Genomic DNA, 25,535 nt, shown 5'->3' with positions numbered 1-25,535 from the left:
ACGAAAGACTTGGGCTCTGGTAACTGTGTGTTTGCCATTTAGCGCACGGCGACAGGGGCTACAGCGTGCACCTGTTCAATGATTGCGTGCGCGTCGATCTTGTACTTTGCCAGCAGTTCCTCCGGCTTGCCGCTGTGCGGTACTTCCCGAACGGCCAAACGATAAACCCTCACGCCTTCAGGCCCAACAGCCTCGGCGACGGCATCGCCAAGACCGCCGGCACAATAGTGATCCTCGACCGTAATGATCGTGTTGTTCGTGGCAGCGGCGGCCTTCAACAGAGTTGCAGTATCGACGGGCCGAACGCTGAAGAGATCGATCACGCGAAGCGGAACCCCTTGCTTCTTCAGTTCGTCATATGCTTTCAGAGCCTCGGTGAGCGTAACGCCTCCGCCTACCACGGTGATAACGTCCTCATTGCTTTGGCGGAGCACTTTGGCTTTCCCGATTTCGAACTTCTCATCATTTCTATAAATGACGGGCTGCTCCGGACGGCCCGCGCGGATATAGGCAATGCCGTGGTGCGAGGCAGCAAGATCGACCGCATACCAGCCGCTGACCGCATCGCTCGGATAAAGCACGATCGATTCGGCCATCGCGCGGAAGAGACTTAGATCTTCGAGGCCCATCTGCGACGAGCCATCCTCGCCAATGGATACTCCAACGTGGGTGCCAATGAACTTCACGTTGAGGTGGGCGAGTCCGGCGAGGCGGATGAAATCGGCGGCGCGCGTAAAGAAGCAAGCGAAGGTCGAGGTGAATCCGATCTTGCCACCTGCCGCAAGCCCCATGGTGACCCCCACCATGTTCTGTTCGGCGATGTAGGTCTCGAAGAAGCGCTCCGGCGCGACTTTCTGGAAGAACTCGGTATACGTAGAGTTTTCAACGTCTGCGTCGGTGCACACTACGATTTCATTTGTCTTGCCAATTTCCGCCAATGCCTGCGCGGCGGCCTTGCGGGTAGCGACTGCTTTGCCGAGTTCATATTGCGGAGTCGATATGTGCTTGTAGGGCGGGTATTGCTTGGCCTTGCCTCCAGGCTTGCTCGGCATGGGCTTAGGAGCGTTCGTCTTCACGAACTGCTTCTCAAGTTCTGCAATTGCTTTCTCGGCTTCGTCTTTCTTTAGCGCCTTGCCGTGCCAGCCGTTCTTGTCTTCGATGAACGAGACTCCCTTTCCCTTGAGCGTTCGGGCGAGAATGACTGTCGGCTTTCCTTTTGTACGTTTGGCATTCTCAAAAGCTTCGAGCAACTCCCGGACGTTATGCCCATCCACCACCAGAGCGTTCCATCCAAATGCTGACCAACGCTGCTGATAAATCTCCATGTGGTGCTCGAGCATTGTGGGCTGGCTTTGTCCGAGACGATTCACGTCAACGATAGCGCAGAGATTATCGACCTTATGGTGAGAGGCAACCCCGGCTGCTTCCCAGACCGATCCTTCCGCGTTCTCGCCATCGCCTAGCAATGCGTATGAGCGGAAGTTTGATCCGTCGAGATGTGCATCGAAGGCCAAACCGAGGGCCACGCAGATCCCTTGTCCAAGCGAGCCAGTCGGGACAGACACGAATTTCAGGATCGGAGTGGGATGTCCCTCGAGGTCGGAATCGATGCTGCGCAGCGTGAGCAAATGCTCGCGGCTGATGTAACCGAGCTCCGCCCATGCGGAGTAGAGCACAGGTGCGGCGTGTCCTTTGGAAAGGATGAATTTGTCGTTGGCCGGATTCGCGGGATCCTGCGGATCGAAGTTCATCACCGAGAAGAATAGGCACGCCATAATCTCGGCCGCCGACATGGAACTTGTTGGGTGTCCACTACCCGCAGCAGTCGTCGCGCGAATGGAATCGATTCGGAGCTGAGTGGCGATGTTGTGTAGCGAGTCGAGCAGATCTTGTGAGTAAGGCACTGGGGGCTCCCGAAGGGAAGTGGAAACGTTTCAGTCTATGTTTAGCGGGGGTTGAGGTCAATGTACCTCAATGCGACGAGGCGAACACGAAGGTCACGAAGGAGACAGAAGAGGTCACGAAGTTTCGTGACCTTGATTTTTCCTTCGTAACCTTCGTGTTCGCTCTTCCCGGTTAGCGCGCAGAGATCAACACTACGGTGGCGTCGTCGAATGCAGGCTGGCCAGCGCTGAACTGGCGCACGTCGTCCAGGATTCCCTGAGTTGAGATTCTCGGACCTTGCATTAGACATTCGAGGCGAGCGGTTCCGTACTCCTGCTGCTGGTGGTCGTGCGCTTCCGATATTCCGTCACTATAGAGGAGCACGCGACCGTCATCGCTCAGAGTGACTGTAGATTCTGAGAATGAAGTCTCAGCGATGCCGAGTGGCAGTCCCGATTCGGTCTCCAGCAAATTCGTGCAGGTGCCTTTGGAGATCACCGGCCACGGATGACCGGCATTTGCGAAAGTGAAAGTGCGCTGCCTGGGATCGAGCACGCCGTAGATCATCGTTACAAAGCGACCAGCAGGGAAGTCGCGCAATAACGTGCGGTTCAGTTTCGTGAGCACTTCGCCCGGACTTGCTGTCGTTTCGGCGATCGCGCGGAATACACTGCGCGTAGCCGACATCAGCAGTGCGGCCGCTATGCCTTTGCCTGAAACATCCGCAAGCACCAATCCCCATTTCCCGTCCGGCAGCTCAAGATAGTCGTACCAATCGCCTCCAACAGCACCGGCCTGAAGAGTTGCCCCTGTGACCGCGAATTCGGGAAGCAGGACGGAAGAATTGGGAAGAAGTTGCAGCTGAATCTGGCGCGCCTCTTCAGACTCTTTCGTGAAGCGCTCATTCAGCTCGCGCTCGCGTTGAAACAGACGCGCGTTTTCGACTGCGATGGCGATATGGTCTGCCAGGGCGCGTAGCACCTTCATTTGCTCTGGCGCGAATCCGTCCACCTCAGGATGCACGGTGTTAAAGACACCGATCACTCGATCGCCGATCTTCAGGGGAATTGCCAGCGCTGACTTCGCGACTTCGTCACACGGCAAATAGTAAGGATCTAGAGTCACATTGGGCGCATAGTGCATTTTGCCAGTGAAAGCGACATGCCCCACCATGCCTTGTTCGCCAATTTTCAACGTGTGCCCTTTCCCGTGGGTGGCACAGCAGTGCGTGGTGGCAGCAACCATTTCGTCTCGCGTTTCATGTCGCAGGAAGATATCCACTTCCAGGCAACCGAAGGAGCAAGCAATATCGTTGACTACGCTATCTACCAGGAGTCCAAGATCGAGAATTGACGTCATCTTCTTTGCCGCCTTCTGGACCTTGAGGAGGTTCTCGATCAGCTCCTGCTGCCCCATTGGCGGGGAAGGAAACGGATAAATCGTTGTTCTCGGAGCTGTTGCCATTGCGGACACTCTTCAGTTTTGAGTTGGATACGCGAGCAGGGAGGGCCTGCCGCCTTTGTTGATGCTTTTGAGTGCGGAACGATGCTTTTTGTGTGGATCATCGCCCGGCGTCTAAGTAAGCAGAGCGAGCAACGGATTAAAGCCTGGGGCATTTTTGTCAAAAATCCCCGAAATCCCCTGGAAGTCCCCGGGATATCCCCTGCCAGTCCCTTTCGCATCCTGTCTTGATCCGAGGGGATATCCCCTGTATCCCCCGGGGATCGATTTCGGTCGTGGCGAGACGGCTAAGGTGAAGTGTAGAGATGCCGGAGCGAATTTTCCTTCGCCTCTTGAGTTCGGGATGTACTGCTGCTCAGTCATACGTGACCGTGAGCGCGTCAGAGCGCGACAAGAATCAAAAGGTTCCATTTCGGAACAGACAATGTACAACATTCATTGATACTTCATTTGGCACCAAGGAATCAATGTTTGTCCGTTGCTCGACGATTTTTTTGAGGCAAACAAATCAGGGACTCGCGGACGCTTGAAAAAATATTTTTGTTATCCGTTGCTCGCAAAAAATCCACAGCTCTTGAGTTAACTTCATGGGGGTGGGACGCAACAGCAGATCCCCCGCTCCGCGGTCGGACGTTTCGTGACGCAACCGGCATGGCGGCGGAGCGGGGGATGACAGTGAAGTATAAGAGCGACCGCAATTAGTTAAGCAGTCAGCGAGTCTGTCCAATGGTGCTCTCATTAGGCAACCGAAAAGCGCTGGGCGCCGGGAATCCAGCTGCCTCGTCTTCAAGAATCAGCAGCCAGTCCTGACCTCGTCCTGAAGTCGGAGGAGCGTAGGTTTGATATCCCTCATTGGTTGTGCTGTGGAAGTGATAGGTCGCGCCGTAACGCGGATCGAACCAGATCTCTTTCAGCCGGACGGCCTTCAGTCGGCTCTTATCGACAGTGAATGATTCGCCGCGCGGGGAATAGATGAAGGCGAAGGAACCATCTTCAGCGCGCGCAGCGCGGATCTTGGCGCCGCCATTCGTCGCGCCGTTCACAACCAATTCTTTATCCGGAGCGAGCTTCTGGAATGGACGCGATTCGAATAACCGACGGAGTATTCCCATTTGGAACGCGCCCGGATGATCGAGGGACTGGTACCACGCCATGTTTGGTGAAATCTCTGCTTTGCGACCGGGCTCCCACATTTGCCAGATGTTATTGTTTCCGTATGTGTGGCCACAAGCTCCGGCCAGAATCGACCAATAGGCGGCTTGGCGTACGTCGTACTCGTCAAAGCGGTCGTACTTGCTGGCGTCAGGATAGTAGAAGCCAACCATCAGCGTTTCATAACGCGGCTCTCCGTCGAGCGTGGGCTTTGTAGGCTGCAGCGCATAGTCGTGCTCTGCGAAGAGTCCGTTATCGTGATCGTGAGCGCCGTGCGATGACTGATACATGTTGAAGTCGAGCCACGGAGCCTGCTGAAAGTAGTCGGAGGAGCGTCCCGGACCTCGCGGATGGTAAGTGATCAGATGTGTGCCGCCGTCTCCTTCACGTAGTCCGGCGGCCAGCGCTTCGATGATGGCGCGCTCTTCCTCCGTGCGTATGCCCTCATCGCCACCGAGAATCCATATGATTGGCTTGTTCCTATAACGGGAACCAAGAAACCGTCCATAGGAACGCGCATTCTGCGCATTGAAGACATATGGCGGTTTTGCGTTATGACGGGTCCAGTTATTTCCCCATGTGGGCAACATGCCGACAAATAAACCAAGCTGTTCGGCCTTGTTGACGATGTAGTCCGCGTGGCGGAAGTAAGCTTCGTTTGGCTTGTCGGGATCCCGATTCAGGAGAGGCTTGTCCCCATACGCATTTGCCTGGTCCACGTCGTTCAGGACACATGCCTGAATCACAGAGAAACCCTTGGCAGCCCGATTTGAGAGGTAAAGGTCGGCTTGCTCTCGCGTCAGGTTCGGGAAGAGATGCCACGCGGTGTCACCCAAGTAAAAGAACGGCTTGCCGTCGGCGTACTGAAGCCAACGGTGGCTTGAGCTAACCTGCAGTCTGGGAGCAGTCGGGGGACTTTGAGCGAAGGTGGTTGCGCATATGCAAGTGATTAATAAACGAATCGAAATCAAAACGAAGGGCGAGCGGTTCATGGCGTCGCAGCATAAACGAGGCCGCTCGGAAACGTCCATTGAGCTGTTCCCGCGCAAGTAAAAGGGCGACCTGTTGGTCGCCCTTTTGTCACCTCCAAGGTGAAGCCGTTATCCACGCGGCAGGAAGATGTCGCGGTCCAGTCGCAGGTCGAGTGCCTGACCTTTGTTCAGGCGAATATTGCGGCCAGTCAACAGCCCTACACCAGTGCCGAGTCCGCCACCAACGCCTGCACCAATAGCAGCGCCTTTGCCACCGCCTGCGGCGACGCCAGCCAGGGCGCCGATCGCAGCTCCTGCGGCGGCCGATTCCACGGTGCGACGAGTATCCACCTTGGCGTGCTTGATCTCACCTTCAGGTCCGGTTTCAGATTGAACGCCGTGCTCTCCGGGAACTCCAGCAACGGTGGCTGCAAGCGGGACCCAGCCGTGTTTGGTCTTGATTTCGTCAAAGCTGAGCAGCAGACGCGAATGCAGCCCGCGATCCAGGTCGCTTACGTGGCCTTTGATCTCGGATCCCATGGGAATGCGCGTTCCATCGGGAGCGACTAGATCTTGCGCCAATTTCGCTTTGAACTTTTTGCCCGGCGAATCCTTGGCCGTGTCGAGCGTGTCCTTGAGCTGGATTTCAAACTGCGTGTCGGCTGGGATCACATTCTGTGCGCTCGGCCCTTGATTGCGCTGGTTGAGCACCGGTCCCTGGCTCATATCGATCTGTCCAAATGCTCCTAACGCTGGAGTGATACACATCCCCAATGCGACGGTTGCGGTGGCCCATAGCTTCTTCATGTGGTCTCCTCTGATTTGTTTCCCTACTCCGACGAGGTACTACGATTTGGTTAGACGGAGAATTAAACCCGGGTGCCGCCAGAAAGTTGGCGTTTGAATAGCCGAAACGGGCAAGCTCTTTATTTCAAATTAGCTACAACCGTTGGCTGCCTGTAGTAACCGCTCACTGGCGTTCGTAACCCATCCAGCTACTTTCCTGTCGCCTTCAGGGGAGGACCTGCATCATATTCTGCAGGTAAGGGGCTGCTCTGGCTGAGGGCGGCGGGAAGTGGGGTTTTGACCGGGGATGGACAAAAACAAACAACTTACGTATGGCCTTGGCGGCCTGGGAGTGCTTCTGGGTGGGCTCGGAGTATTCCTCGTCACTGAAAAGGGTCGCGAGATCGTGGGCAGCTTGAGCCGCCATCTGGAGCGAGCACCGGAGAGCATTGAGCAGCTCGCGAATGCCACTCAGGCTGAGCTGGATCGCATTCAGCAAACGCTGAACCAGATCGCTGAGCGGTTGGAAGCGACTAGCTAACTTCGGGAGCCTTTCTCACCACGGAGACACGGAGTCACGGAGAAAGGCAGAAGCTAACCACAAAGGACACGAAGGTCCGCGAGGGGAAATCGCAGAGAAAGTCCTCCCTCGTGTTTCTTCGTGTCCTTTGTGGTTTCAACTCGCTTTTCTCCGTGACTCCGTGTCTCCGTGGTGAAATGGCATTTGGTAGTCTGTCCGTATGCTGAGCTGTAGTGCCGTGCTGTTCGATCTGGATGGTGTTCTGGTCGATTCCACGCCTGCAGTTGAGCGCGTCTGGCGAGGCTGGGCCACCGAACAGGGACTCGATCCTGACTTCGTTGTGCAGTGGTCTCATGGTCGCCGCTCCATCGAAACCATTCGTCGCGTCGCTCCGGCACTTGACGCTCCCACAGAAAATCAAAAAGTAGAGCGGCGCGAGATCGAAGACCTCGAAGGCGTGCGCGCTATTGAGGGCGCGGCGGAGTTGCTCGCAGCAATGCCTCCGGGCCACTGGACGGTCGTGACTTCAGCTACCCGCGAGCTCGCTGAGGCACGCATGCGCTATGTCAGCCTTCCCCTCCCTAAAGACGCGATCACCGCAGAGCTGGTAGCGCGCGGTAAACCTCATCCCGAACCGTATTTGAAGGGTGCAGCGCTACTCGGCTTTCCTCCAAGCGAGTGTCTGGTGATCGAAGACACTGCAGCCGGTATCGCGGCGGCAAAGACGGCCGGTATGCAGGTGATCGGATTGACGACCACCTATCCCTCTCACGACCTGCGCGAGGCCGACGTGATTGTTCGCACCTGCGCAGACATTCACGTGGAGGTTCGCGCTGGCGCGGAAGATAGCCTCAAGCTCCAGTTCTATTTCGAATACTCACCTGCGGAAATCTAGGGCGCTATTCCCGGGCAATTCCGGCTTAAAATAGAGAGTGCTCCTCTAGCACACTCATTACCATTCAAGGAGTCAGCATGGCCCTGAGCCGGACGGAGCATAAGAAGGCCGCAGTCGCAGAACGCCACCACGAAAAGAATTATCAAGGCCTCACTCCGGAACAATTGATCCAGATGTACCGGCTGATGTTCATGTCACGCCGGTTGGACGACCGCGAGATTCTGCTCAAGCGGCAACAGAAAATCTTCTTCCAAATTTCTGGCGCAGGGCATGAAGCCCTACTTGTTGCCGCTGGCCTGGCGCTCAAGCCTGGATACGACTGGTTCTACCCCTATTATCGTGATCGCGCATTGGTGCTCGCGCTGGGCGTAACTCCTGAGGAGCAGCTGCTGCAGGCGGTCGGAGCCGCTGATGATCCGGCATCCGGCGGACGGCAGATGCCGTCGCATTGGGGACACAAGAAATTCAATATCGTCACGCAGTCATCGCCGACTGGAACACAACTGTTGCAGGCTCTCGGATGCGCGGAAGCAGGACGATACTTTGCGCGCAATCCTAAAGCAGCAGAGCGTCACGATCCCAAGGACTACTCCAGTTACAAAGATGTCGTGTTCCACGGCGACGAAGTTGTCTATGTTTCGTGCGGTGACGGAACTACCAGCCAGGGAGAATTCTGGGAGGCGATAAACGGTGCGTCGAACCTGAAGCTACCAGTCCTCTTTCTGGTAGAGGACAACGAATACGCGATCTCCGTTCCGGTTGAGGTGAACACTGCCGGCGGGAATATCTCGAAGCTCGTTGCCAATTTCCCAAATTTTTATTTTGCTGAATGCGATGGCACGGATCCTGTCGCATCTTACGCAGCCCTGCGCAAGGCGGTAGAGCACTGCCGCTCCGGCAAGGGACCGGCGTTTGTTCACGGGCACGTGATTCGTCCGTACTCTCATTCGCTCTCCGACGACGAGAAGCTCTACCGACCGGAATCGGAGCGCTCCCGGGATGCGCAGCGCGATCCCATCACGCGCATGCAGTTATTCCTGATCCGGGAAAATATTCTGGACGAAGAGGAAATCAATCGTCTGGAAAAGGAAGTCGATAATGAAGTTCAGCGCGCGGCCGATCGCGTGTTGGCTGCTCGCCTTCCCGAAGCGAACTCCATCACCAGGTTTGTTTACTCGCCAGATGTAGATCCCACATCGTCTTCCTTCGCGAGTCAACCCAGCCGTAACGGTGCCGACAAGACAATGGCGGATCTGATAAATGCTTGCCTGCGCGATGAGATGAAACGAGATGAGCGCATCGTGATGTTCGGTGAAGACGTTGCCGATTGCAGTCGTGAGCAATACCTGTCTGAAAAGCTGGTGAAAGGGAAGGGCGGAGTATTCAAGCTCACCTCCGGTCTCCAGTGCGATTTTGGCTCCCAGCGGGTCTACAACTCGCCTCTGGCCGAGGCGACTATCGTAGGCCGCGCGACCGGACTCGCGACTCGTGGAATAAAGCCTGTAGTCGAAGTCCAATTCTTCGATTACATCTGGCCTGCATTTCATCAGCTGCGAAACGAGCTGCCGGTCCTTCGCTGGAGATCAAACGGAAACTTTTCCGCTCCGGCAGTGATCCGAGTAGCGATCGGCGGATACCTAACCGGCGGCGCGATCTATCACTCGCAATGCGGAGAGAGTCTGTTTACCCATACTCCAGGAATGCGTGTTGTGTTTCCGTCGAACGCTCTCGATGCCAACGGACTGCTGCGCACCGCGATCCGCTGCGATGATCCCGTGCTCTTCCTCGAGCACAAACGTCTGTATCGCGAAACGTATGGCCGTGCACCATATCCCGGTCCTGACTACATGATTCCGTTTGGGAAAGCTCGTGTTGTGCGCGAAGGCGCCGATATGACGCTGGTCACGTATGGCGCGACCGTACCGCGCTCTCTACAGGCAGCCCAACGGATTGCGCGCGAGCACGACATCAGCGTGGAGTTGATCGATCTTCGCACGCTGAATCCATACGACTGGGAGACGATCGCGAATTCAGTACGGAAGACGAATCGCGTAATCGTAGCGCATGAAGATACGCTGAGCTGGGGATATGGCGCCGAGATCGCGGCGCGTATTGCCAATGAGTTGTTCGAGCACCTCGATGCCCCGGTGCGCCGAGTGGCAGCAATGGATACATTCGTTGCCTATCAGCCGCTGCTCGAAGACGAAATCCTGCCGCAGGCCGACGACTTCTACAAGGCAATGCTGGAACTGGCGGAGTACTGAAGTCTTTTCACCACGGAGACACGGAGTCACGGAGAAAAGCGGGGAGAGCTCTGTGGGCCGTGCTGCGGCTGTCACCGCGAGGTCGGTGCTTGTCGCATCGATACTAAATCCTTTGCAATTTTCCCGGTGCCGTCCCGACTTTTGCTTTCCTCCGTGACTCCGTGTCTCCGTGGTGAAAATGGTTTACCGTTAGGCCATGGCTTTCTCTGGAATGTTTTCAGGCGACGAACGCAAGCGCAAAGAGCAGGAGGTGCGCAGCGAGGGACGTTTGCCTCCTGGACAGTCGCTCACGCTAAAGTGGCCGGTTCTGCATTACGGATCAGTTCCGCGATTCGACTCGTCACGTTGGGATTTCCAAGTTACCGGTCTTGTCGAGCATCCACTTCGCCTCAATTGGGACGAATTCAATCGGCTTCCGCGAGTGGAGCGAACCAGCGACTTTCATTGTGTCACCCGCTGGAGCCGCTTCGACAATCGCTGGACGGGCGTTGCTATGCGCGAGATTCTCGCTCGTGCCAAGCCAAAGCCGGAAGCCAGTTACGTTCTGGTCCATACTGAGCAGGGTTACACGGCAAATGTTCCGCTAGCTGACTTGGATCGTGACGAAGTGCTGCTCGCAACTCACCATGACGGCGAGCCGCTCACGCCAGACCACGGCTATCCGCTGCGACTCATCGTGCCGCATCTCTACGGGTGGAAGTCGGTGAAGTGGGTGCGCGGGCTGGAGTTTCTCAGCCAGGATCAAGCTGGATTCTGGGAGCAGAACGGCTATCACATGCGCGGCGACCCGTTTCAAGAACAACGATTCGATACGGACTGACGGTCAGAGGCCAAACTCTTCTGCTGGAATTCGATTTAAAACAAGGAAATAAGCAGGGGATTTTCACAAACAGCCTTCGAAATCGCGGAATTCTACCCAAAAATTGAAAAATTTCTCTCAAACGCAGGGAGTTAACAGCGAACTCTGTGGAAAACTCACTCCCGACCGCATCAGTGCTAAACGGAGTGACCCTCGGTGCCGGGATTCAATAAATTATCAGCGAATTAACAGGGAGGAATCCGTCCCATTTTGGTACGTGGGAGAATTTCCACCGGCTTCTTTCGCTGCCAATAAGGATAGGAATGCGGCCCCGTGTTTTCAAGTTCTCAATGACTGGCCAACGCACTCTTTGTGGGTGATTGTTGATCCAAATCGAGGTTCAGCTCAAGCACATTCACGCGTGGTTCCCCCAGAAAACCCAGCTGCCGCCCTTCGGTGTGTCGTGCGACGATTGCTCGTAATTGTGCTTCGCTCATGCCGCGTGCCTTGGCTATTCGCGGAATTTGAAACGCAGCAGCTGCGGGCGTGATGTGCGGATCGAGTCCTGAGCCGGAGCTGGTGACAAGATCAATCGGAACTGGCGTTTGCGGATTCTCTGCTTTGAGTTGTGCGACGCTGGCATTCACTCGATCGATCAGCGCGTGATTGGTGGGGCCGAGGTTGGAAGCGCTCGAATTCGCGGCATCGTATCCATTGCCGGCATTGGAGGGACGCGAGTGAAAATATGAATCCGAGTTGAATGCTTGTCCAATAATGCGCGAACCCACTGCTTTTCCGTCCTTAACGATTAGTTGGCCATTCGCCTTGTCGTGAAAAAGCGCTTGGGCAAGAGCCGTCACGACGAGCGGATAGATGATTCCGAGCAAGATTGTGGTGACGACAGTCATCAGCACTGCGGTAATGAGATTTTTCTTCATGTCTTTTGCTCCTGCGCTCCTGCCCTTATGCCAGCCCGACTCGTGTGATGATCATGTCGATCGCTTTGATTCCGATAAAGGGAATGATCACGCCTCCGACTCCATAGATCCAAAGATTTCGCCGTAGCAGCGCTGCCGCGCCCATTGGGCGGTACTTCACGCCGCTCAGTGCCAGGGGGATGAGCGCAATGATGATCAGCGCGTTGAAGATGACGGCAGACAGAATGGCCGACTGCGGTGTCTGCAGATGCATGATGTTCAAGGCGTTCAGAACGGGGAATGTTGCCGCGAACATGGCCGGGATGATGGCAAAGTACTTAGCGACATCGTTGGCAATTGAAAAAGTCGTCAGCGAACCGCGAGTCATCAGCAACTGCTTTCCGATTTCGACGATCTCGATGAGCTTGGTGGGATTGGAATCGAGATCGACCATGTTCCCGGCTTCCTTGGCCGCTTGTGTGCCTGTGTTCATCGCAACGCCAACATCCGCTTGAGCCAGCGCGGGTGCGTCGTTGGTACCGTCGCCGGTCATGGCGACGAGCTTGCCATCGGTTTGCTCGCGACGGATCAGATCCATCTTGTCCTTCGGCGTGGCCTGCGCCAGAAAATCGTCAACGCCAGCTTCGCGGGCGATGGCCGCAGCGGTAAGCGGATTGTCCCCGGTAATCATCACCGTGCGGATTCCCATGGCCCGCAAGTGGGTGAAGCGCTCCTTCATGCCGCCTTTAACGACGTCTTTCAGATGAATGACGCCCATGGCGCGGTTTCGTTCAGCAACGACGAGGGGCGTGCCTCCAGAACGAGCGATCGTGTCTATGGAGAGCTGCAACTCTTTGGGGATTTCTCCACCGTTCTCCTGTAGATACCGCTGGATCGAGTCAGCCGCCCCCTTGCGCACTTGTCTGCCGTTGAAATTCACGCCTGACATGCGCGTCTGCGCCGAGAAGGGAACAAACTCAACGCCATGCTCCGAGAGCTCTCGTCCACGCAGGGCGTACTTCTCTTTGGCAAGTACGACGATGGAGCGCCCTTCGGGAGTTTCATCGGGCAGGGAGGAGAGCTGTGCGGAATCTGCGAGTTGATCGCTGGTTACTCCCGGAGCGGGAATGAACTCTGCCGCCTGGCGATTGCCGAAGGTGATGGTTCCGGTCTTGTCGAGCAGCAGAGTGTTGACGTCGCCGGCGGCCTCGACGGCGCGTCCCGACATCGCGAGGACATTGTGCTGAATAAGGCGATCCATGCCGGCGATCCCGATTGCGGAGAGGAGTCCGCCAATCGTGGTGGGAATCAGGCAGACCAGCAGCGAAACGAGCACGAAGACGGTTTGCGGACTGCCGGAGTAAATGGCGAATGGCTGCAGTGTGACTACGGCAAGCAGAAAGATGATCGTCAGCCCGGCCAGCAGAATGTTAAGCGCAATCTCATTGGGTGTCTTCTGGCGCTCGGCGCCTTCGACCAGAGCGATCATGCGATCAAGAAAGGTTTCACCCGGATTGGAGGTGATCTTGACTTTGATCTGATCGGACAGGACGCGCGTGCCTCCGGTAACGGCCGAGCGGTCTCCTCCTGCCTCGCGGATCACCGGAGCCGACTCGCCGGTAATCGCCGACTCATCGACCGAGGCTATGCCCTCGATGATCTCTCCATCCGAGGGGATGAACTCGCCGGCGCAACAGATCACTATGTCATCCGCCCGAAGTTTCGAACTGGGAATCGTCTCGATTATGCCTTCGGGCATAAGAAGGTTGGCTTGCGTTTCTGATCGAGCTTTCCGCAAGGTGTCCGCCTGTGCCTTGCCGCGGCCTTCCGCCATCGCTTCCGCGAAGTTCGCGAAGAGCACTGTGAACCATAGCCACAACGTGATCTGCAGATTGAACTTGAAATTCTCGTGGCTGCGGAAGAGCAGGATCGTGGTAATCACGCTTCCTACTTCGACCACGAACATCACGGGATTGCCCATCATTTTGCGGGGATTGAGCTTCAGGAAAGAGTCCCAAACCGCCCGCCGTACGATCTTCCATTCCCAAACTGCTTTTGATCTCGCCATGATTACCTCAGAAGGTTTTACCTGCGCCCATCAGCAAATGCTCAAGAATCGGTCCCAGGCTCAACGCTGGAAAGAACGTCAACGCGCCCACAATCAGGATCACCCCCATTAACAGCACACTGAACAGCGGTGTCGTTACCGGGAATGTGCCAAGCGATGGGGGCACGTACTTCTTGCGCGCCAGACTTCCGGCGATTCCCAGCATGGGAATGATCATCAGGAAGCGGCCGATGAGAGTGTTTAGTCCGAGTGTGGTGTTGTAGTAGAGAGTGTTGACGCTCAGACCGCCAAAGGCTGATCCGTTGTTGGCCGCCGTTGAAGTGAAGGCGTACAGCACCTGCGACAACCCGTGCGGTCCTGGATTGGTGATTCCCGCTGTCCCAGACGAATACAGGACCGAAACGGCGGTAAAGGTCAAGATGGCAAGAGGGAATACCAGCGAAACCAGCATCGCCATCTTTACGTCGTAGGCTTCGATCTTCTTGCCCAGATACTCGGGAGTGCGACCAACCATCAGGCCGGCGATGAAAACGGCAAGCACGATGTAGACAAGAATTCCGTACATACCGGCGCCGACCCCGCCGAAGATGGTTTCGCTCAACATCATGTTCGTGAGCGGAACCATGCCACCCAGCGGCGTGAACGAGTCGTGAAAGCCGTTCACGGCGCCGCAGCTCGTGTTCGTCGTAATCGTGGCCCAGAGGGCAGTGTTAGCGATGCCGAAGCGCACCTCCTTGCCTTCCATGTTTCCACCGGGCTGGAGCGCAGTCACATGTTGATCGGCACCCGCCAACAGCGGATTGCCGCGCGCCTCAGCCCAGTACGCGACGGTTATGCCGACCAGGAAGAGCGTTGTCATCGCTCCCCACACTGCCCAACCGTGCCGCTGCGAGCCCACCATTCGTCCGAGCGTGTAGGTCAAGCCGGAGGAGATGGCGAAGATCGAGAACATTTCGATCAAATTCGAGAGCGGAGTGGGATTTTCAAATGGATGAGCGCTGTTGGCGTTAAAGAAGCCGCCGCCGTTGGTGCCGAACTCTTTAATAATCTCCTGCGAAGCAACTGGGCCTTGTGCGATGTTCTGATCAGTGATGGTATCCATCACCGGCTTGCCGCTTGCGTCCACCACTGGCTTGCCATCCGCAACTCTCTGCACTTGCTGCGGCTCCACCAGCTTTACGGTGTCGTAGGGTTTCAGATTCTGCGGAACTCCCTGCCACACCAGCAGCAGGGATCCGACGATACAGAAGGGAAGCAGCACCCAAAGCGTGCAGCGAACGAGATCCACCCAGAAGTTGCCTAAGGTCTTTTTCTCGCGGCGCACGATACCGCGGATGAACGCAATCGCCAGAGCAATGCCAACCGCCGCAGACACGAAGTTGTGATAAGCCAGCCCCGCCATCTGCGTGAAGTAGCTCATCGTCGTCTCGCCGCCGTAGTCCTGCCAGTTGGTATTTGTGGTGAACGAGGCGGCAGTGTTGAAAGCGAGATCGGGAGCGACCGCGCCCAACTTCTGAGGATTCCAGGGCAAGTGCAACTGCACGCGCTGAATCAGGTAGAGCACAAGCATCGAAACCACGCTGAACAGCAGCATGGAAACCGCATATTCGATCCAGCCCATTTCCCGATCTTCCTTAACGCCGGTGCTGCGATAGATGAGCTTCTCGATCGGGCGCAACACTGGATCCATGAAGGTTCGCTCGCGATTGAAGACGCGCGCCATAAAGATGCCGAGCGGCTTAGTCACCAGTAGCACGAGCGCGAAGAAGAACAAGATTTGAAACCAGCCATTTGCAGTCATCAAAACTTCTCCGGACGCAAGAGGGCGTAGAACAGATAAATACCTAGCAATACGCAAACCGCCAACACGACAGCGGATTCAACATGCATAAACTCTGCCCTCACTTCACGCGTTCACAAAAGTGAACGTAGCCGATGGAGACTATGAAGAAGAGAATTGTGATTACGATGAAAACGAGATCTCTCATTGGACCTCCGCGTTGCGGCTAACGGGTTCACCGTGATGGTGAACCGCGTCGCCGATTTGTACTACTCTCAGTTGATTACTTTGCTCGTAAAGATGATGTAAAGAACTCGTTAGCGCGGGCTAATCCTGAAGTCGCTCGGACTTGAAGGTCATATCCATGGCGAATCAAAGCCACTTTGGCAAGGCGCCACTGTTAGCCTGTCGGACCGTAGTAGCCATTTCGAGCATGCAGGTGCAGCTTATGTCTGCTTGGAGGGCCTGTGAGCCGCACGCGAATCGTTCTCCATCTACCATCCACTACGCGAGTAGTTGGGTAATAGCCTATGACGTATTCATTTCTTAATTCAGAGCTGATATCACGAGCCGCCTGCGTGACCTCTGCGAGATCATGGATGCGGATGGCGCGACCACCAGTGACGCCTGTGATCTCGTCAAGTCGAAGTGGTCCGAGTCTTTCCTCCTGTGTCTTAACAAATCTGTCAGAAAGTGCAATTGCATATACCTGCACATCGGCTTCCTGGAGTACCGACTTGATTTCATCTTCCGTGTAGCGGCTGTGGTTGTCGCCACCGTCAGAGATCACAACGATCGCCTTGCGCGCATACCTGGAGTTCTTCTGCTGCTGGAGGGCGAGGTACATCGCGTCCCACAGCGACGTATAGCCGTCTGGCTGAGTGGAATTCACAACTTTGGAAACGTCCTCAGCTGGTTCGGAAAAGGGAACTGCGACCCGCGGCTCGTTGCCAAAAACAATCAGACTGAACTCGTCTTCCGGGTTGGCGTCTTTTAGTAGTTCGAGAGCAGCCGCGCGCTCTTGATCCATTTTTGTGGCCATGCTGCCGCTCGAATCCAGAACTACCGTCATCGAGATCGGCGCGTCCTCCTGCGAGAAGTATTTGATCGTTTGGGGCAGCCGGTTATCCGAAATCGAAAAGTTGCCGGCTTGCAGCCCATTGACGATCCTGTCTCTGGAATCGAGCACGCTGACCGGGACAAGTACCAGATTGGCGTCAGCTCGAAAGCTCGAAGGCGATGAAGAATGAGGCTTGACCATCGAAGGAATGTGCGGCTGATCGAGTAAACCTTGTCCGAATGCAGTTCCCACTACTGCAAAAGCAAAGACCGCAATTCGCAACCAATGACTACAGGAAACGACGCGAATTGCCGAGAGTGACATATACCTTCCTGACCATAGTTCTCTTCGCATACAGATCGCTGACAACATCCTCAGCTAACGTATCAATTGCAGCGCTAACTTCTAAACGATTAAAACTTCACCATTAGCGCTATGGTTCCGCGGTTTTCGAACTTGCGCAGATCAGGAGTAAATCCGGGCACAACCGATCCCAGCGCTCCTGTGTTGCCACCCGGAGGTGTAATTCCGCCGGTTCCGCTGAAATACGGGACGTTCGAGCCGCGGTGGACGTACTCCCAGCGAAACGTGACGTACTGACTCGGCATGTAGTCGAAGGTCGCCGAGGCATCCCAAGCTTTGAATGGATCTCCCGGATTTTGCGTAAAGTATGGTGTTCCGGAGAAGGCAGTTGCACCATTGATCGGCGGCAATAGTACTAGATATCGACCCGGATTATTGATCGCGCCGCCCCCAAGAGTTACAGCAAGGAGATCTTTGTGGAACCAGAAGCGGTTGTATTCCATGAATCCGAGAAAGCTCTGCTTGGGGCCGCCTTTCCCATTACCGAAGCAACTTACACCGCCGCCGCTCTCACATCCTGCGTCGATGGTGAAGGTGAACGCTGCCTTGTCCATCAGCCTGGATGGATTGTCGTAGTACTTGACCTGGATGCTGTCATCGGTGTGATAGCGGATTCGATCTTTGTTACCCAAAGTATCGGCGCCTAACGCGTATTGGTTGGCGACGATCGAAACTGAGCCGTTGGGTCTCCACAGGATCTCGCCTCCAATGCCCGGCCTGTTGTTGAATTTCCCGTATGACTGCCAGCCATTGATGAACCACGGCTCGATCTTTAGTTTGTCTGTGGGAAAGAACTGTACTCGCAAGCCGTTAAAAAACCACGGCGTGTTCGAGGAAACATATGACGGTTGATAATTCCAGTTATCGAAGTTGTAGAAGCTCCACAAGCCGATGTAGGACATGAAGATTCCGGCATCGACATTGATGCCATGCATCTTGTTGAAGTGATATCCGCCATATGCCTCGGCAAGGTACTGATAGGCGTTATTGAGGTTCCATTGACCACGGGCGGTGCTGGCATCGTTTCGCGGTTGCGTTTGTGAATACATCCCGAACTGCGTCATCAGCCGGCCGCGAACGTTGTCGAAATGAAAGTCGCCACCAACCCCCAGTTGAGTCAGTTGAAATTCATTGTGGCGAAAGATCTCGCTCGATCCGCCGATCGTGTTGTCCTTGGGATGATTGAAGTCATACGTATAGTTGACGTCGAACCTGACTTCCGGCGTGAAGAACTTCGTAGCGTAAGGGGTGTCTTTGGTGCGCGGGTTACCGGAAAGCCAGGTGAAGTCCGCAAATGCGAATGGTTCCGACTTTTGATTGCTTACGGCGGCGGTGGTGGGCTGCTCCTGCGCGACGGCAACGGCCGGTTCTGCGGGCGAAGCGGTTCCCACAAGTTCGTTGCGCCCGGCTGTCGGCTGCACCGATGCAGAGGCGACCTGGCCGTCTGCGGGATGCGCAACGGATTGAGCTTTGAGTTGTGATTCCAGCTCCTGGATTCGTGCCCGCATTTCCCCAAGCTCTTTCAATATCTCAGCATTGGTCTTGCCGACTGTGGCAGCTGCCGAGTCTGCGCTAGCGTCGGGCGTCGGGCGGTTAGTTTGCTCAGAAACACTCTGGGCGAGCGTTGTGAGAGACAGCGTCAGAACGAGGGCAAACAGGAGGAGGCGCGATGCTGCTCGTTTCGCATTGCTCATGAGAGACAAAATCCTTCCTTGTGCAAACACAATCCGTCGCCTATATATGAGGCCGGGATTGCCTTCTGGGTGACAAGATTATTTTCTGTGTTGTCCTGGGAGAGTTAGCGCTATTTTCAGTGCTTAGTGGTTTCAGCAGCCCCATTCCGCAGTACCGGGTTTGGCAAAATATCGAGACCGGTCATCTTCTTCGCGATTGAGTTCCGACCTGATCTCGAGCAACGCGAGGCGGGCCGCTGCGACCATTCGTGCGCGCTCCTGCTGTGAAACTTCGTCCCATGAATTCGGGTGGGACTCGCTTGAGCCGCCAAAGTCGGGCCCAAGGGCTTCGTGGTAATGGAAAAAGGCTTTTGCGAGTAGTTCTGGAGATAATTCCTGCGTCGACATTTGGTCATTCATCCTTTTGGCCTTCAAAGAAAGACATCCCGAAAACCAACATTTTGCTACCGATGGAAGTGGTGCGATGCGGCGCCTCTGCTAGCTTGCTTCAGCGTTGTCGCAGCATTTAGACGGGCACGAAAAGCGAGAACTCTCGCCGATCGCTCCATGAGAGGTGGAGATTCAAACCTTTCCAATCCCAGGTTCGTTACCGCTGGCTTCCGGCGGCGTTTTTGTTCCGCAGAGAACGCAATGAAGACCCGAAGAAAGAAGAAAATTCCTGCCAACACAATGATCATTAGCGCCAGCATGCGAACCTCCCGGGCTCGATACCCCACAGGGAAATCTACCCGGCAGTTCAATTAGATAAGTCTGCGGCTAAGGTGTCGGTAAGAGGTTCGTAAAGCTTTCGTAAGATGAAATCCACGAATTGATCCGCCGATGAGATGACACGGATTGAGGAAGGCCTAAAATATCAGCGTAGGAGTCGTGGTGTCCTCCAAGTCTAACTACCACGTTCCTTGTTTGCGACCCATCCACCACACCAGACCGAGCGTCGCTGTGTTCTGCTCCTTCTTGAGCCTCCCTGCGGCGTCCGTAAAAAAGCTGGGACGATTGGAAAAATCACGGCGGTATTCCGATCGCACTAGAAAACCTTCTCCCAGTTTGTAGTCCAGCGTGAAGGTGTTTTCCTTGAGAGCTTGTGTGATGCCTGTGAAGAGTCCGCCATGGTCAGCTAGATATTCGGCTCGTGTCGCGAGTGCAAATCTGGGAGTAAGTTGATAGCGGGCGTAAACAGCTCCGCCCCAGACTTCCGACGGCTGGGCGGAATGGCCAGGCGCGGCGAATTCCCACAACCGCTGGATCACATAGTCACCCTCGAGGGCGAAGGCAAGTTTAGGAGTAGGCTGCCAACTTACATAGCTGTCGAAGATATGGGTACGGCCATCAGGGGCTGGCGTAATCGGAGCGAAGCTCAGTCCCGGCTGTACTGGAATCGGGCTGTTCGGCGCAACCGGGGTGCGGTCCGGCTGCTCTTGTCCGAGATAGTAGCTCACTGTCCAGGCAACATTTTTGTTGGGCGTGAGCGTGAGGCCGAACAGCTCATCTTTGAATCCGTTTGTTGCCTCCGTCTGGTTCGTGCCGTTTACGAGCCAATAGTTCAATGCAACCCGATCGTTTAGCTTGTACCCCGCGCGGACTCCCATGTGGTAGAACGGCAGAAAACTGAAGTAGAAAGAACGAGAGTAGTTCATCTGATCCTTGGTGTAGTTTCCCTCGATACCAAGTGAGCTGCTCCATTTGCCTACATCAAGAGAGAGGCCGTTTCCGACAGGCAGAATGTAGGTTCCATAAGCTTGAAAGATGTTTCGGTAAATTTGCGGGCGAGGTTCATTGATGGGATTTCCCTGCAGCGTGTCCGTCGCCTGGCCGAACTGGAGATCGAGACGGGCTCCATATCTGCGGCCAGCTTGCACGTCGGGAGCACGCTCGAAGATCACATTCGCCTGATTCAGGCTGATGTTGTTGCTGAGCACGTCATAGGAGCGAAGCGCGTTGACCCGCCCGATGGGATGGTTGAAGTTGTAGCCATAGTAAGTATCGATGGCGAAATCGATGGTGGTCCCGCGCAGATAATCCAAAAGGCTGCGATCTTCGCCGCTGACGGACTCAGCGGTAGAGGGATCTGAGGCCGATTGCACCGAAGGCGCTTGTTTGCTAGACGATGCGACTGGATTTGGAATCGTCCCAGCCTGCGAGCGCTCCTCCTCTAACTTCTCCACTCTGGATTGCAACTCGAGCACGAGGGCTTTGAGCTGCTGAACTTCGTCGTCTCGCGTGGATTGAACTTTCGTGGCGGCGGGTTGAGCGTGCAAGGAGGCAGATGCCAGCAGCAGGAAACCAGCGAATCTGCTAGCAGCACAGCATTGGGCGACGAGTCCGCATAGAGCGAAGCGCATAGCATGGCTCCTAAAAAACGACAGCCATGTTAGCGAATGCAATGTAAGGAATTGGTAAAAGCGCTTACTCGCCGGGCGTAAAACGGTATCCCACCCAGGGTTCTGTCATGATGTAGTGTCTGTCGCCACCTGCTTCGAGCTTCTTGCGCAGTTGCCCGATGAAGACACGCAAATACTCGTTCTGATTCACGCTTTGCGGTCCCCACACAGAGCGTAGAAGAACGGCATGCGTCACGACCTTGTCGGGATGACGGGCGAAATATACCAACAGGTCAAACTCTTTTGGTGTGAGCCGCACCTCCTCGCCACGTACCAAGACCTTGTGTCCTGGAAGGTCAATCTTGAAATCTCCGACGCCGATTTCCTGCTCCTCCGGTTTGGGCGGCGTGAAGCGCCGAAGGTTAGCTCGTACTCGCGCCAACAGTTCATTCATGCTGAAAGGTTTGGTGACATAATCGTCCGCGCCAGCGTCGAGCGCTTCGATCTTGGTACGCTCCTCACCTCGGACGGAAAGAACGATGATGGGAACTTCGGATTTCGCCCGCACTTTTCGCGTGAGCTCGACACCGCTCATATCCGGCATCGAAAGGTCGGTAATGATCAGCTCCGGCGGCCAGTCATTGACTACATCGAGAGCGGCTACGGCGTCGTTGGCGACACGGATCTCATATCCGTGGCTGGATAACGTCGTGCGCAGCACGCGCGTGATTTGTGCTTCATCGTCAACTACCAGAATTCGGCGCCCAGCCACGATTAGTCGGTCCTCTGCGTAACGATGTGCACGTCTACGGGCGGGGCGTTGCGAAGAAATCTCTGAATTGCTCCGAGATACAGATATTCGCGCCATCCACCCACCGCAGAGCGGCCGAAGACTACCTGCGTGATGTTCTCCTTGCCAACGAACTCTGCGACGGATGACGCGATGTCCTTTCCTTTCAGTCGCACGATTTTGGCGGAGAGGTTCTCGGCAAACTGAAAGTTCGAATTGAGACTTCGCGCGCGATCTGGCTCTCGATCCCTCTCTTGCTCGACATAGACGGCGAAGAAATCGGCGCCAATACGATCAGCGATTCTGGCTCCCCGCGCGATGAGTTGCTGCGACTCGGGATGCGAACTGATGCAGACTGCAATGCGTTCCTGGATCCCCCAATTCTGGTCGATGTTCTTCTTTTTCAAGTACGCATCGAGGCTGCGATCGACCGCGTGCGTTACTTGCCGCAGCGCGAGCTCGCGTAATGCCATCAGATTCCCACGGCGAAAGAAGTTCTTAAGCGCCTTTTCCGCCCGGTCCAGAGGGTAGATATCCCCGCGTTGCATGCGCATTTGGAGAGCCTCGGGAGTTAGATCGGCCATCACAATTTCATCGGCACGTTGCAGGACCCAATCGGGAATCGTCTCTCGTACCTGGATGCCTGTGATGCTTTGTATCGTTGGATTCATGCTCTCGAGGTGCTGAATGTTCATGGTTGAGAGCACGTCGATTTTTGCATCCAGAAGCTCAAGCACGTCTTCGTATCGCTTGCGGTGCTTGCTGCCCTCAACGTTCGTGTGCGCGAACTCATCCACTAAAGCGACTTGCGGCTTGCGTGCCAGAATAGCATCGACATCCATCTCTTCGAAGATCGTGCCTTTGTATTCGATTTTTTTGCGTGGGACTGCCTCTAGTTGTTGCGCAAGCTCGGCCGTAACTTTTCGCCCGTGTGTTTCAATCACGCCAATGACTACATCTTCTCCGCGTCGAAGCCGACGGATGGCCTCGCTCAGCATGTTGTAAGTCTTTCCCACACCGGGAGCGTAGCCAAGGATGAGCTTGAATGTCCCTGCGCGTTTTTCGGGCGCAGTTTGCTCCAGCCATTCTTCCGGACTCTTGGGCATTGCGTACATTCTGCGCGACCCGTGCTGAATTGTCGAACTCGGCTACAATCGCGGCGTGAGTCCTGCGCTTAAGAAAACGCTCAGATTCATCGCGGCGACGGCTATCGTAGCCGTAATCGTAGCCCTCTACACGCGCGTCGTAAAACTCAATCCGACCACGGTGGCGCTGACCTTCCTGCTCGCCGTGTTGATCGTATCCGCGAACTGGGGACTCACGGTCGCAGTTTTCATGTCGTTTGTTGCGGCCCTTGCCTTTAACTACTTTTTCCTGCCTCCCATCGGAACGTTCACGATTGCAGAGACACAGAATTGGGTGGCGCTGTTTGCGTTTCTCTTCACGGCAGTTGTGGCGAGTAATCTATCTGAGCGCGTGCGCCGCGAAGCCCGGGCGGCGGATGAGCGCCGGCGCGAAGTGGAGAGGCTCTATTCCTTTAGCCAGCAACTGCTGGTGACAGAAAACGTAGTCGAATTGCTTAATGCAATCCCACGTTACTTAGTGGGAACCTTTGGAGCGGACCAGGCAGCGGTCTATTTGACTGACCGAGATCGCGTCTACCGTTCTACCGCTGACGATGGCGGCATCAGCAAAGAGGCCCTGAAGGTTGCCGCAGCGCGCTCCGAACTTGTGCTGGGGCGCGATCGCGAGATGTGCTTCGTGCCTATCCGCATGGGAATCCGGTCGCTCGGGATATTGGCGTTGGCTGGAAGCAGTGTCTCCCAAGAAACTCTGGAAGCCGTCGGAAGCCTGATCGCCATAGGCATTGAGCGAGCGGCTGCAGTCGAGAAGGTCACGCGGACCGAGGCTGCGCGCGAGAGTGAGCGCCTGCGGTCGGCGCTGTTGGATTCGGTAACACACGAATTTCGGACTCCACTCACGTCGATCAAAGCTTCTGTCAGCAGCCTGCTTACGCAACCGCAACTTGCTTCGGATGAGCGACAGGAATTGCTCACGGTGATTGACGAAGAGAGCGACCGGTTAAATCGCCTGGTTGGCGAAGCAGTCGAGATGGCGCAGTTGGATGCGAACGAAGTAAAGCTGGAACTGCATCCTCGTGCCATTCGCGAAGTCGTCGACGCAGCGCTCGACGAATCGAGGCAGGTGCTCGAGGGGCATCCCGTCGAACTCCGAATTCCGGAGCAGCTTCCTCCGGCATTGATGGACGCGACGTGGATCACCAAAGTCGTTCGTCACCTGCTGGAGAATGCAGTGAAGTACTCACAACCGGGTTCTCCTATCTTCGTAAGCTCCGAGGTGAAAGGCGACCGCCTTGTAACCAACGTTGCCGATCGTGGCAGTGGTATCGACGACTTGGAACGATCTTTAATCTTCGACAAATTCTATCGCGGGCAAAGCCAACGATATCGGGTGCAAGGTACCGGAATGGGACTCGCCATCGTAAAGGCAATCGTGGAAGCACATGGCGGGCGCATCGGCGTTACCAGCCAATTAGGACATGGATCCGTTTTCTCATTCGGTTTGCCGATCGCATTGTGAGCGACTAATCTCGGCGCTCTTGATTCATGAGTTGGCTCTTGAGGGGCACGACTTCAGCGGGCCTTGTTTTCAAATGCACTTTACTTAAATACTGTCATCCCTGAAGGAGCCAACGGGATCACTTATGAGCAGAATTTCAGTGTTTGGAACACGCCGGACGTTATATATTCAGCTTCCGGTAATTCTCAATCCGAGGTAGGTAATGTCTCGAAGCGTCCGCTGCGGCCTGATCCAGGCCCACAATCCTCTTGGCCCCGATCACAGCATGTCCAAGATCAAGAAGGCGATGATCGACAAGCATCTCAAGTTGATCGAGCAGGCTGCAAAAGAGAAAGTGCAAGTCCTGTGCCTTCAAGAACTTTTTTACGGTCCTTATTTCTGCGCCGAGCAGAATCAAAAATGGTATGAGATGACCGAGCGAGTCCCCGATGGTCCGACGACGAAGCTCATGCAGAAGCTCGCGGCCAAATACAAGATGGTGATCGTAGTTCCGGTGTACGAGGAGGAGATGACCGGCTTGTACTTCAACACTGCGGCCGTTATCGACTCCGATGGAACGTATCTCGGAAAATATAGAAAGCACCACATTCCACAAGTGGCTCCCGGGTTTTGGGAGAAGTTTTACTTCACCCCCGGCGATACCGGGTATCCCGTTTTTCAGACCCGCTACGCTCGAGTGGGCGTTTACATCTGCTACGACAGGCACTTTCCAGAGGGCGCGCGCATTCTCGGACTGAATGGGGCCGAGATCGTGTTTAATCCATCGGCGACGGTTGCCGGTCTCTCCGAATATCTATGGGAGCTTGAACAGCCCGCGCACGCTGTCGCTAACGGATACTTTGTGGGCGCGATCAATCGTGTCGGCGTCGAGAAACCATGGGCCATCGGTGAGTTTTATGGGAAGAGCTACTTCTGCAATCCGCGCGGCAAGATCATCGCGCAAGCCAGCCGCGATAAGGACGAAGTGGTAGTAGCGGATTTAGATCTGGACATGATCGCCGAAGTTCGCAAGACTTGGCAGTTCTTCCGCGATCGCCGTCCAGATTCGTATGAGCCGCTGGTATCGCAAGCGGGCAAGGTGGCCAAGGTAGCGTCCTAGAGACGCAGTCCGCCGCGGCGGACGTCTGTGCTATACGAAGGGTTCCGCGCGCACGCTGGACATTGTTATTTGCTTCGCTTATCGCTAATCGCTGAAGTTTAGCCGAGGTTCAC

General features: G+C 55.5%; 19 protein-coding genes. 6 read left to right on the top strand and 13 right to left on the bottom strand.

From position 1 onward, the window contains the following. Window positions 1–38 precede the first annotated feature (38 nt). The 4 genes from VNX88_14800 to VNX88_14785 form a co-directional block, all read right to left on the bottom strand. Window positions 39–1,904 (bottom strand): transketolase, encoded by a 1,866-nt coding sequence (locus VNX88_14800; protein ID HWY69937.1) that lies wholly within the window; start codon window positions 1,902–1,904, stop codon window positions 39–41. 172 nt (window positions 1,905–2,076) lie between these two features. After that, window positions 2,077–3,348, bottom strand: coding sequence for a GAF domain-containing SpoIIE family protein phosphatase (locus tag VNX88_14795; GenBank protein ID HWY69936.1), 1,272 nt, complete (start codon window positions 3,346–3,348; stop codon window positions 2,077–2,079). Window positions 3,349–4,055: 707 nt separating this feature from the next. Next, window positions 4,056–5,489, bottom strand: a complete 1,434-nt coding sequence (locus VNX88_14790) for a glycoside hydrolase family 140 protein (GenBank protein HWY69935.1) — start codon at window positions 5,487–5,489, stop codon at window positions 4,056–4,058. Window positions 5,490–5,597: 108 nt separating this feature from the next. Then, window positions 5,598–6,275: a hypothetical protein gene (locus VNX88_14785; protein ID HWY69934.1), complete on the bottom strand. Its 678-nt coding sequence runs from the start codon at window positions 6,273–6,275 to the stop codon at window positions 5,598–5,600. A 286-nt stretch (window positions 6,276–6,561) separates the two neighbouring features. On the opposite strand from VNX88_14785, the gene VNX88_14780 reads away from it, so the two are divergent. The 4 genes from VNX88_14780 to VNX88_14765 all read left to right on the top strand — a co-directional run bounded on the left by VNX88_14780 (window position 6,562) and on the right by VNX88_14765 (window position 10,753). Continuing rightward, entirely contained in the window at window positions 6,562–6,795 is a 234-nt protein-coding gene (locus VNX88_14780; GenBank protein HWY69933.1) for a hypothetical protein, read from the top strand. Between the two features lie 199 nt (window positions 6,796–6,994). Further along, on the top strand, window positions 6,995–7,669 hold the full coding sequence (locus VNX88_14775; protein ID HWY69932.1) for an HAD-IA family hydrolase: 675 nt from the start codon (window positions 6,995–6,997) through the stop codon (window positions 7,667–7,669). A gap of 77 nt (window positions 7,670–7,746) precedes the next feature. Next, complete coding sequence (locus tag VNX88_14770) at window positions 7,747–9,933, top strand: dehydrogenase E1 component subunit alpha/beta (GenBank protein ID HWY69931.1); 2,187 nt, start codon at window positions 7,747–7,749, stop codon at window positions 9,931–9,933. A 211-nt stretch (window positions 9,934–10,144) separates the two neighbouring features. Then, a complete protein-coding gene (locus tag VNX88_14765; GenBank protein ID HWY69930.1) occupies window positions 10,145–10,753 on the top strand; it encodes a sulfite oxidase-like oxidoreductase in 609 nt (202 codons plus the stop codon). A 326-nt stretch (window positions 10,754–11,079) separates the two neighbouring features. Here VNX88_14765 and kdpC read toward each other — a convergent pair whose 3' ends face one another. The 9 genes from kdpC to VNX88_14720 form a co-directional block, all read right to left on the bottom strand. Beyond that, on the bottom strand, window positions 11,080–11,670 hold the full coding sequence (gene kdpC, locus VNX88_14760) for a potassium-transporting ATPase subunit KdpC (GenBank protein ID HWY69929.1): 591 nt from the start codon (window positions 11,668–11,670) through the stop codon (window positions 11,080–11,082). Window positions 11,671–11,695: 25 nt separating this feature from the next. Then, on the bottom strand, window positions 11,696–13,717 hold the full coding sequence (gene kdpB / locus VNX88_14755) for a potassium-transporting ATPase subunit KdpB (GenBank protein HWY69928.1): 2,022 nt from the start codon (window positions 13,715–13,717) through the stop codon (window positions 11,696–11,698). 7 nt (window positions 13,718–13,724) lie between these two features. After that, the gene (kdpA, locus tag VNX88_14750) at window positions 13,725–15,518 is read right to left on the bottom strand and encodes a potassium-transporting ATPase subunit KdpA (protein ID HWY69927.1); all 1,794 of its coding nucleotides are present in this window, start codon (window positions 15,516–15,518) and stop codon (window positions 13,725–13,727) included. A gap of 379 nt (window positions 15,519–15,897) precedes the next feature. Beyond that, complete coding sequence (locus tag VNX88_14745; protein HWY69926.1) at window positions 15,898–16,881, bottom strand: VWA domain-containing protein; 984 nt, start codon at window positions 16,879–16,881, stop codon at window positions 15,898–15,900. Between the two features lie 89 nt (window positions 16,882–16,970). Next, window positions 16,971–18,614, bottom strand: coding sequence for an outer membrane beta-barrel protein (locus VNX88_14740; protein ID HWY69925.1), 1,644 nt, complete (start codon window positions 18,612–18,614; stop codon window positions 16,971–16,973). A gap of 132 nt (window positions 18,615–18,746) precedes the next feature. After that, window positions 18,747–19,013 (bottom strand): hypothetical protein, encoded by a 267-nt coding sequence (locus VNX88_14735; GenBank protein HWY69924.1) that lies wholly within the window; start codon window positions 19,011–19,013, stop codon window positions 18,747–18,749. A gap of 488 nt (window positions 19,014–19,501) precedes the next feature. Beyond that, complete coding sequence (locus tag VNX88_14730) at window positions 19,502–20,953, bottom strand: porin (protein ID HWY69923.1); 1,452 nt, start codon at window positions 20,951–20,953, stop codon at window positions 19,502–19,504. Between the two features lie 64 nt (window positions 20,954–21,017). After that, the gene (locus VNX88_14725; protein ID HWY69922.1) at window positions 21,018–21,704 is read right to left on the bottom strand and encodes a response regulator transcription factor; all 687 of its coding nucleotides are present in this window, start codon (window positions 21,702–21,704) and stop codon (window positions 21,018–21,020) included. A 2-nt stretch (window positions 21,705–21,706) separates the two neighbouring features. Then, window positions 21,707–22,828, bottom strand: coding sequence for a sensor histidine kinase KdpD (locus tag VNX88_14720; protein ID HWY69921.1), 1,122 nt, complete (start codon window positions 22,826–22,828; stop codon window positions 21,707–21,709). Between the two features lie 55 nt (window positions 22,829–22,883). Here VNX88_14720 and VNX88_14715 point away from each other — a divergent pair, with 55 nt between their 5' ends. Both VNX88_14715 and VNX88_14710 read left to right on the top strand, forming a co-directional pair. After that, entirely contained in the window at window positions 22,884–24,323 is a 1,440-nt protein-coding gene (locus VNX88_14715; protein ID HWY69920.1) for a DUF4118 domain-containing protein, read from the top strand. Window positions 24,324–24,525: 202 nt separating this feature from the next. Then, complete coding sequence (locus VNX88_14710; GenBank protein HWY69919.1) at window positions 24,526–25,422, top strand: nitrilase-related carbon-nitrogen hydrolase; 897 nt, start codon at window positions 24,526–24,528, stop codon at window positions 25,420–25,422. The last annotated feature ends 113 nt before the right edge of the window (window positions 25,423–25,535 follow it).

The sequence above is a fragment of the Terriglobales bacterium genome (assembly GCA_035567895.1).
GTDB lineage: Bacteria > Acidobacteriota > Terriglobia > Terriglobales > Acidobacteriaceae > Gp1-AA112.
This window is presented reverse-complemented; position numbering and strand designations above follow the sequence as displayed.

What these genes read in the sequence shown, in the direction of transcription:
- kdpA (HWY69927.1), bottom strand. Translation starts at nt 15,518, where the DNA reads ATGACTGCAAATGGCTGGTTTCAAATCTTGTTCTTCTTCGCGCTCGTG.
- kdpC (HWY69929.1), bottom strand. Translation starts at nt 11,670, where the DNA reads ATGAAGAAAAATCTCATTACCGCAGTGCTGATGACTGTCGTCACCACA.
- VNX88_14735 (HWY69924.1), bottom strand. Translation starts at nt 19,013, where the DNA reads ATGAATGACCAAATGTCGACGCAGGAATTATCTCCAGAACTACTCGCA.
- VNX88_14740 (HWY69925.1), bottom strand. Translation starts at nt 18,614, where the DNA reads ATGAGCAATGCGAAACGAGCAGCATCGCGCCTCCTCCTGTTTGCCCTC.
- VNX88_14770 (HWY69931.1), top strand. Translation starts at nt 7,747, where the DNA reads ATGGCCCTGAGCCGGACGGAGCATAAGAAGGCCGCAGTCGCAGAACGC.
- VNX88_14785 (HWY69934.1), bottom strand. Translation starts at nt 6,275, where the DNA reads ATGAAGAAGCTATGGGCCACCGCAACCGTCGCATTGGGGATGTGTATC.
- VNX88_14730 (HWY69923.1), bottom strand. Translation starts at nt 20,953, where the DNA reads ATGCGCTTCGCTCTATGCGGACTCGTCGCCCAATGCTGTGCTGCTAGC.
- VNX88_14710 (HWY69919.1), top strand. Translation starts at nt 24,526, where the DNA reads ATGTCTCGAAGCGTCCGCTGCGGCCTGATCCAGGCCCACAATCCTCTT.
- VNX88_14745 (HWY69926.1), bottom strand. Translation starts at nt 16,881, where the DNA reads ATGTCACTCTCGGCAATTCGCGTCGTTTCCTGTAGTCATTGGTTGCGA.
- VNX88_14720 (HWY69921.1), bottom strand. Translation starts at nt 22,828, where the DNA reads ATGCCCAAGAGTCCGGAAGAATGGCTGGAGCAAACTGCGCCCGAAAAA.
- VNX88_14765 (HWY69930.1), top strand. Translation starts at nt 10,145, where the DNA reads ATGTTTTCAGGCGACGAACGCAAGCGCAAAGAGCAGGAGGTGCGCAGC.
- VNX88_14780 (HWY69933.1), top strand. Translation starts at nt 6,562, where the DNA reads ATGGACAAAAACAAACAACTTACGTATGGCCTTGGCGGCCTGGGAGTG.
- VNX88_14795 (HWY69936.1), bottom strand. Translation starts at nt 3,348, where the DNA reads ATGGCAACAGCTCCGAGAACAACGATTTATCCGTTTCCTTCCCCGCCA.
- VNX88_14790 (HWY69935.1), bottom strand. Translation starts at nt 5,489, where the DNA reads ATGAACCGCTCGCCCTTCGTTTTGATTTCGATTCGTTTATTAATCACT.
- kdpB (HWY69928.1), bottom strand. Translation starts at nt 13,717, where the DNA reads ATGGCGAGATCAAAAGCAGTTTGGGAATGGAAGATCGTACGGCGGGCG.
- VNX88_14775 (HWY69932.1), top strand. Translation starts at nt 6,995, where the DNA reads ATGCTGAGCTGTAGTGCCGTGCTGTTCGATCTGGATGGTGTTCTGGTC.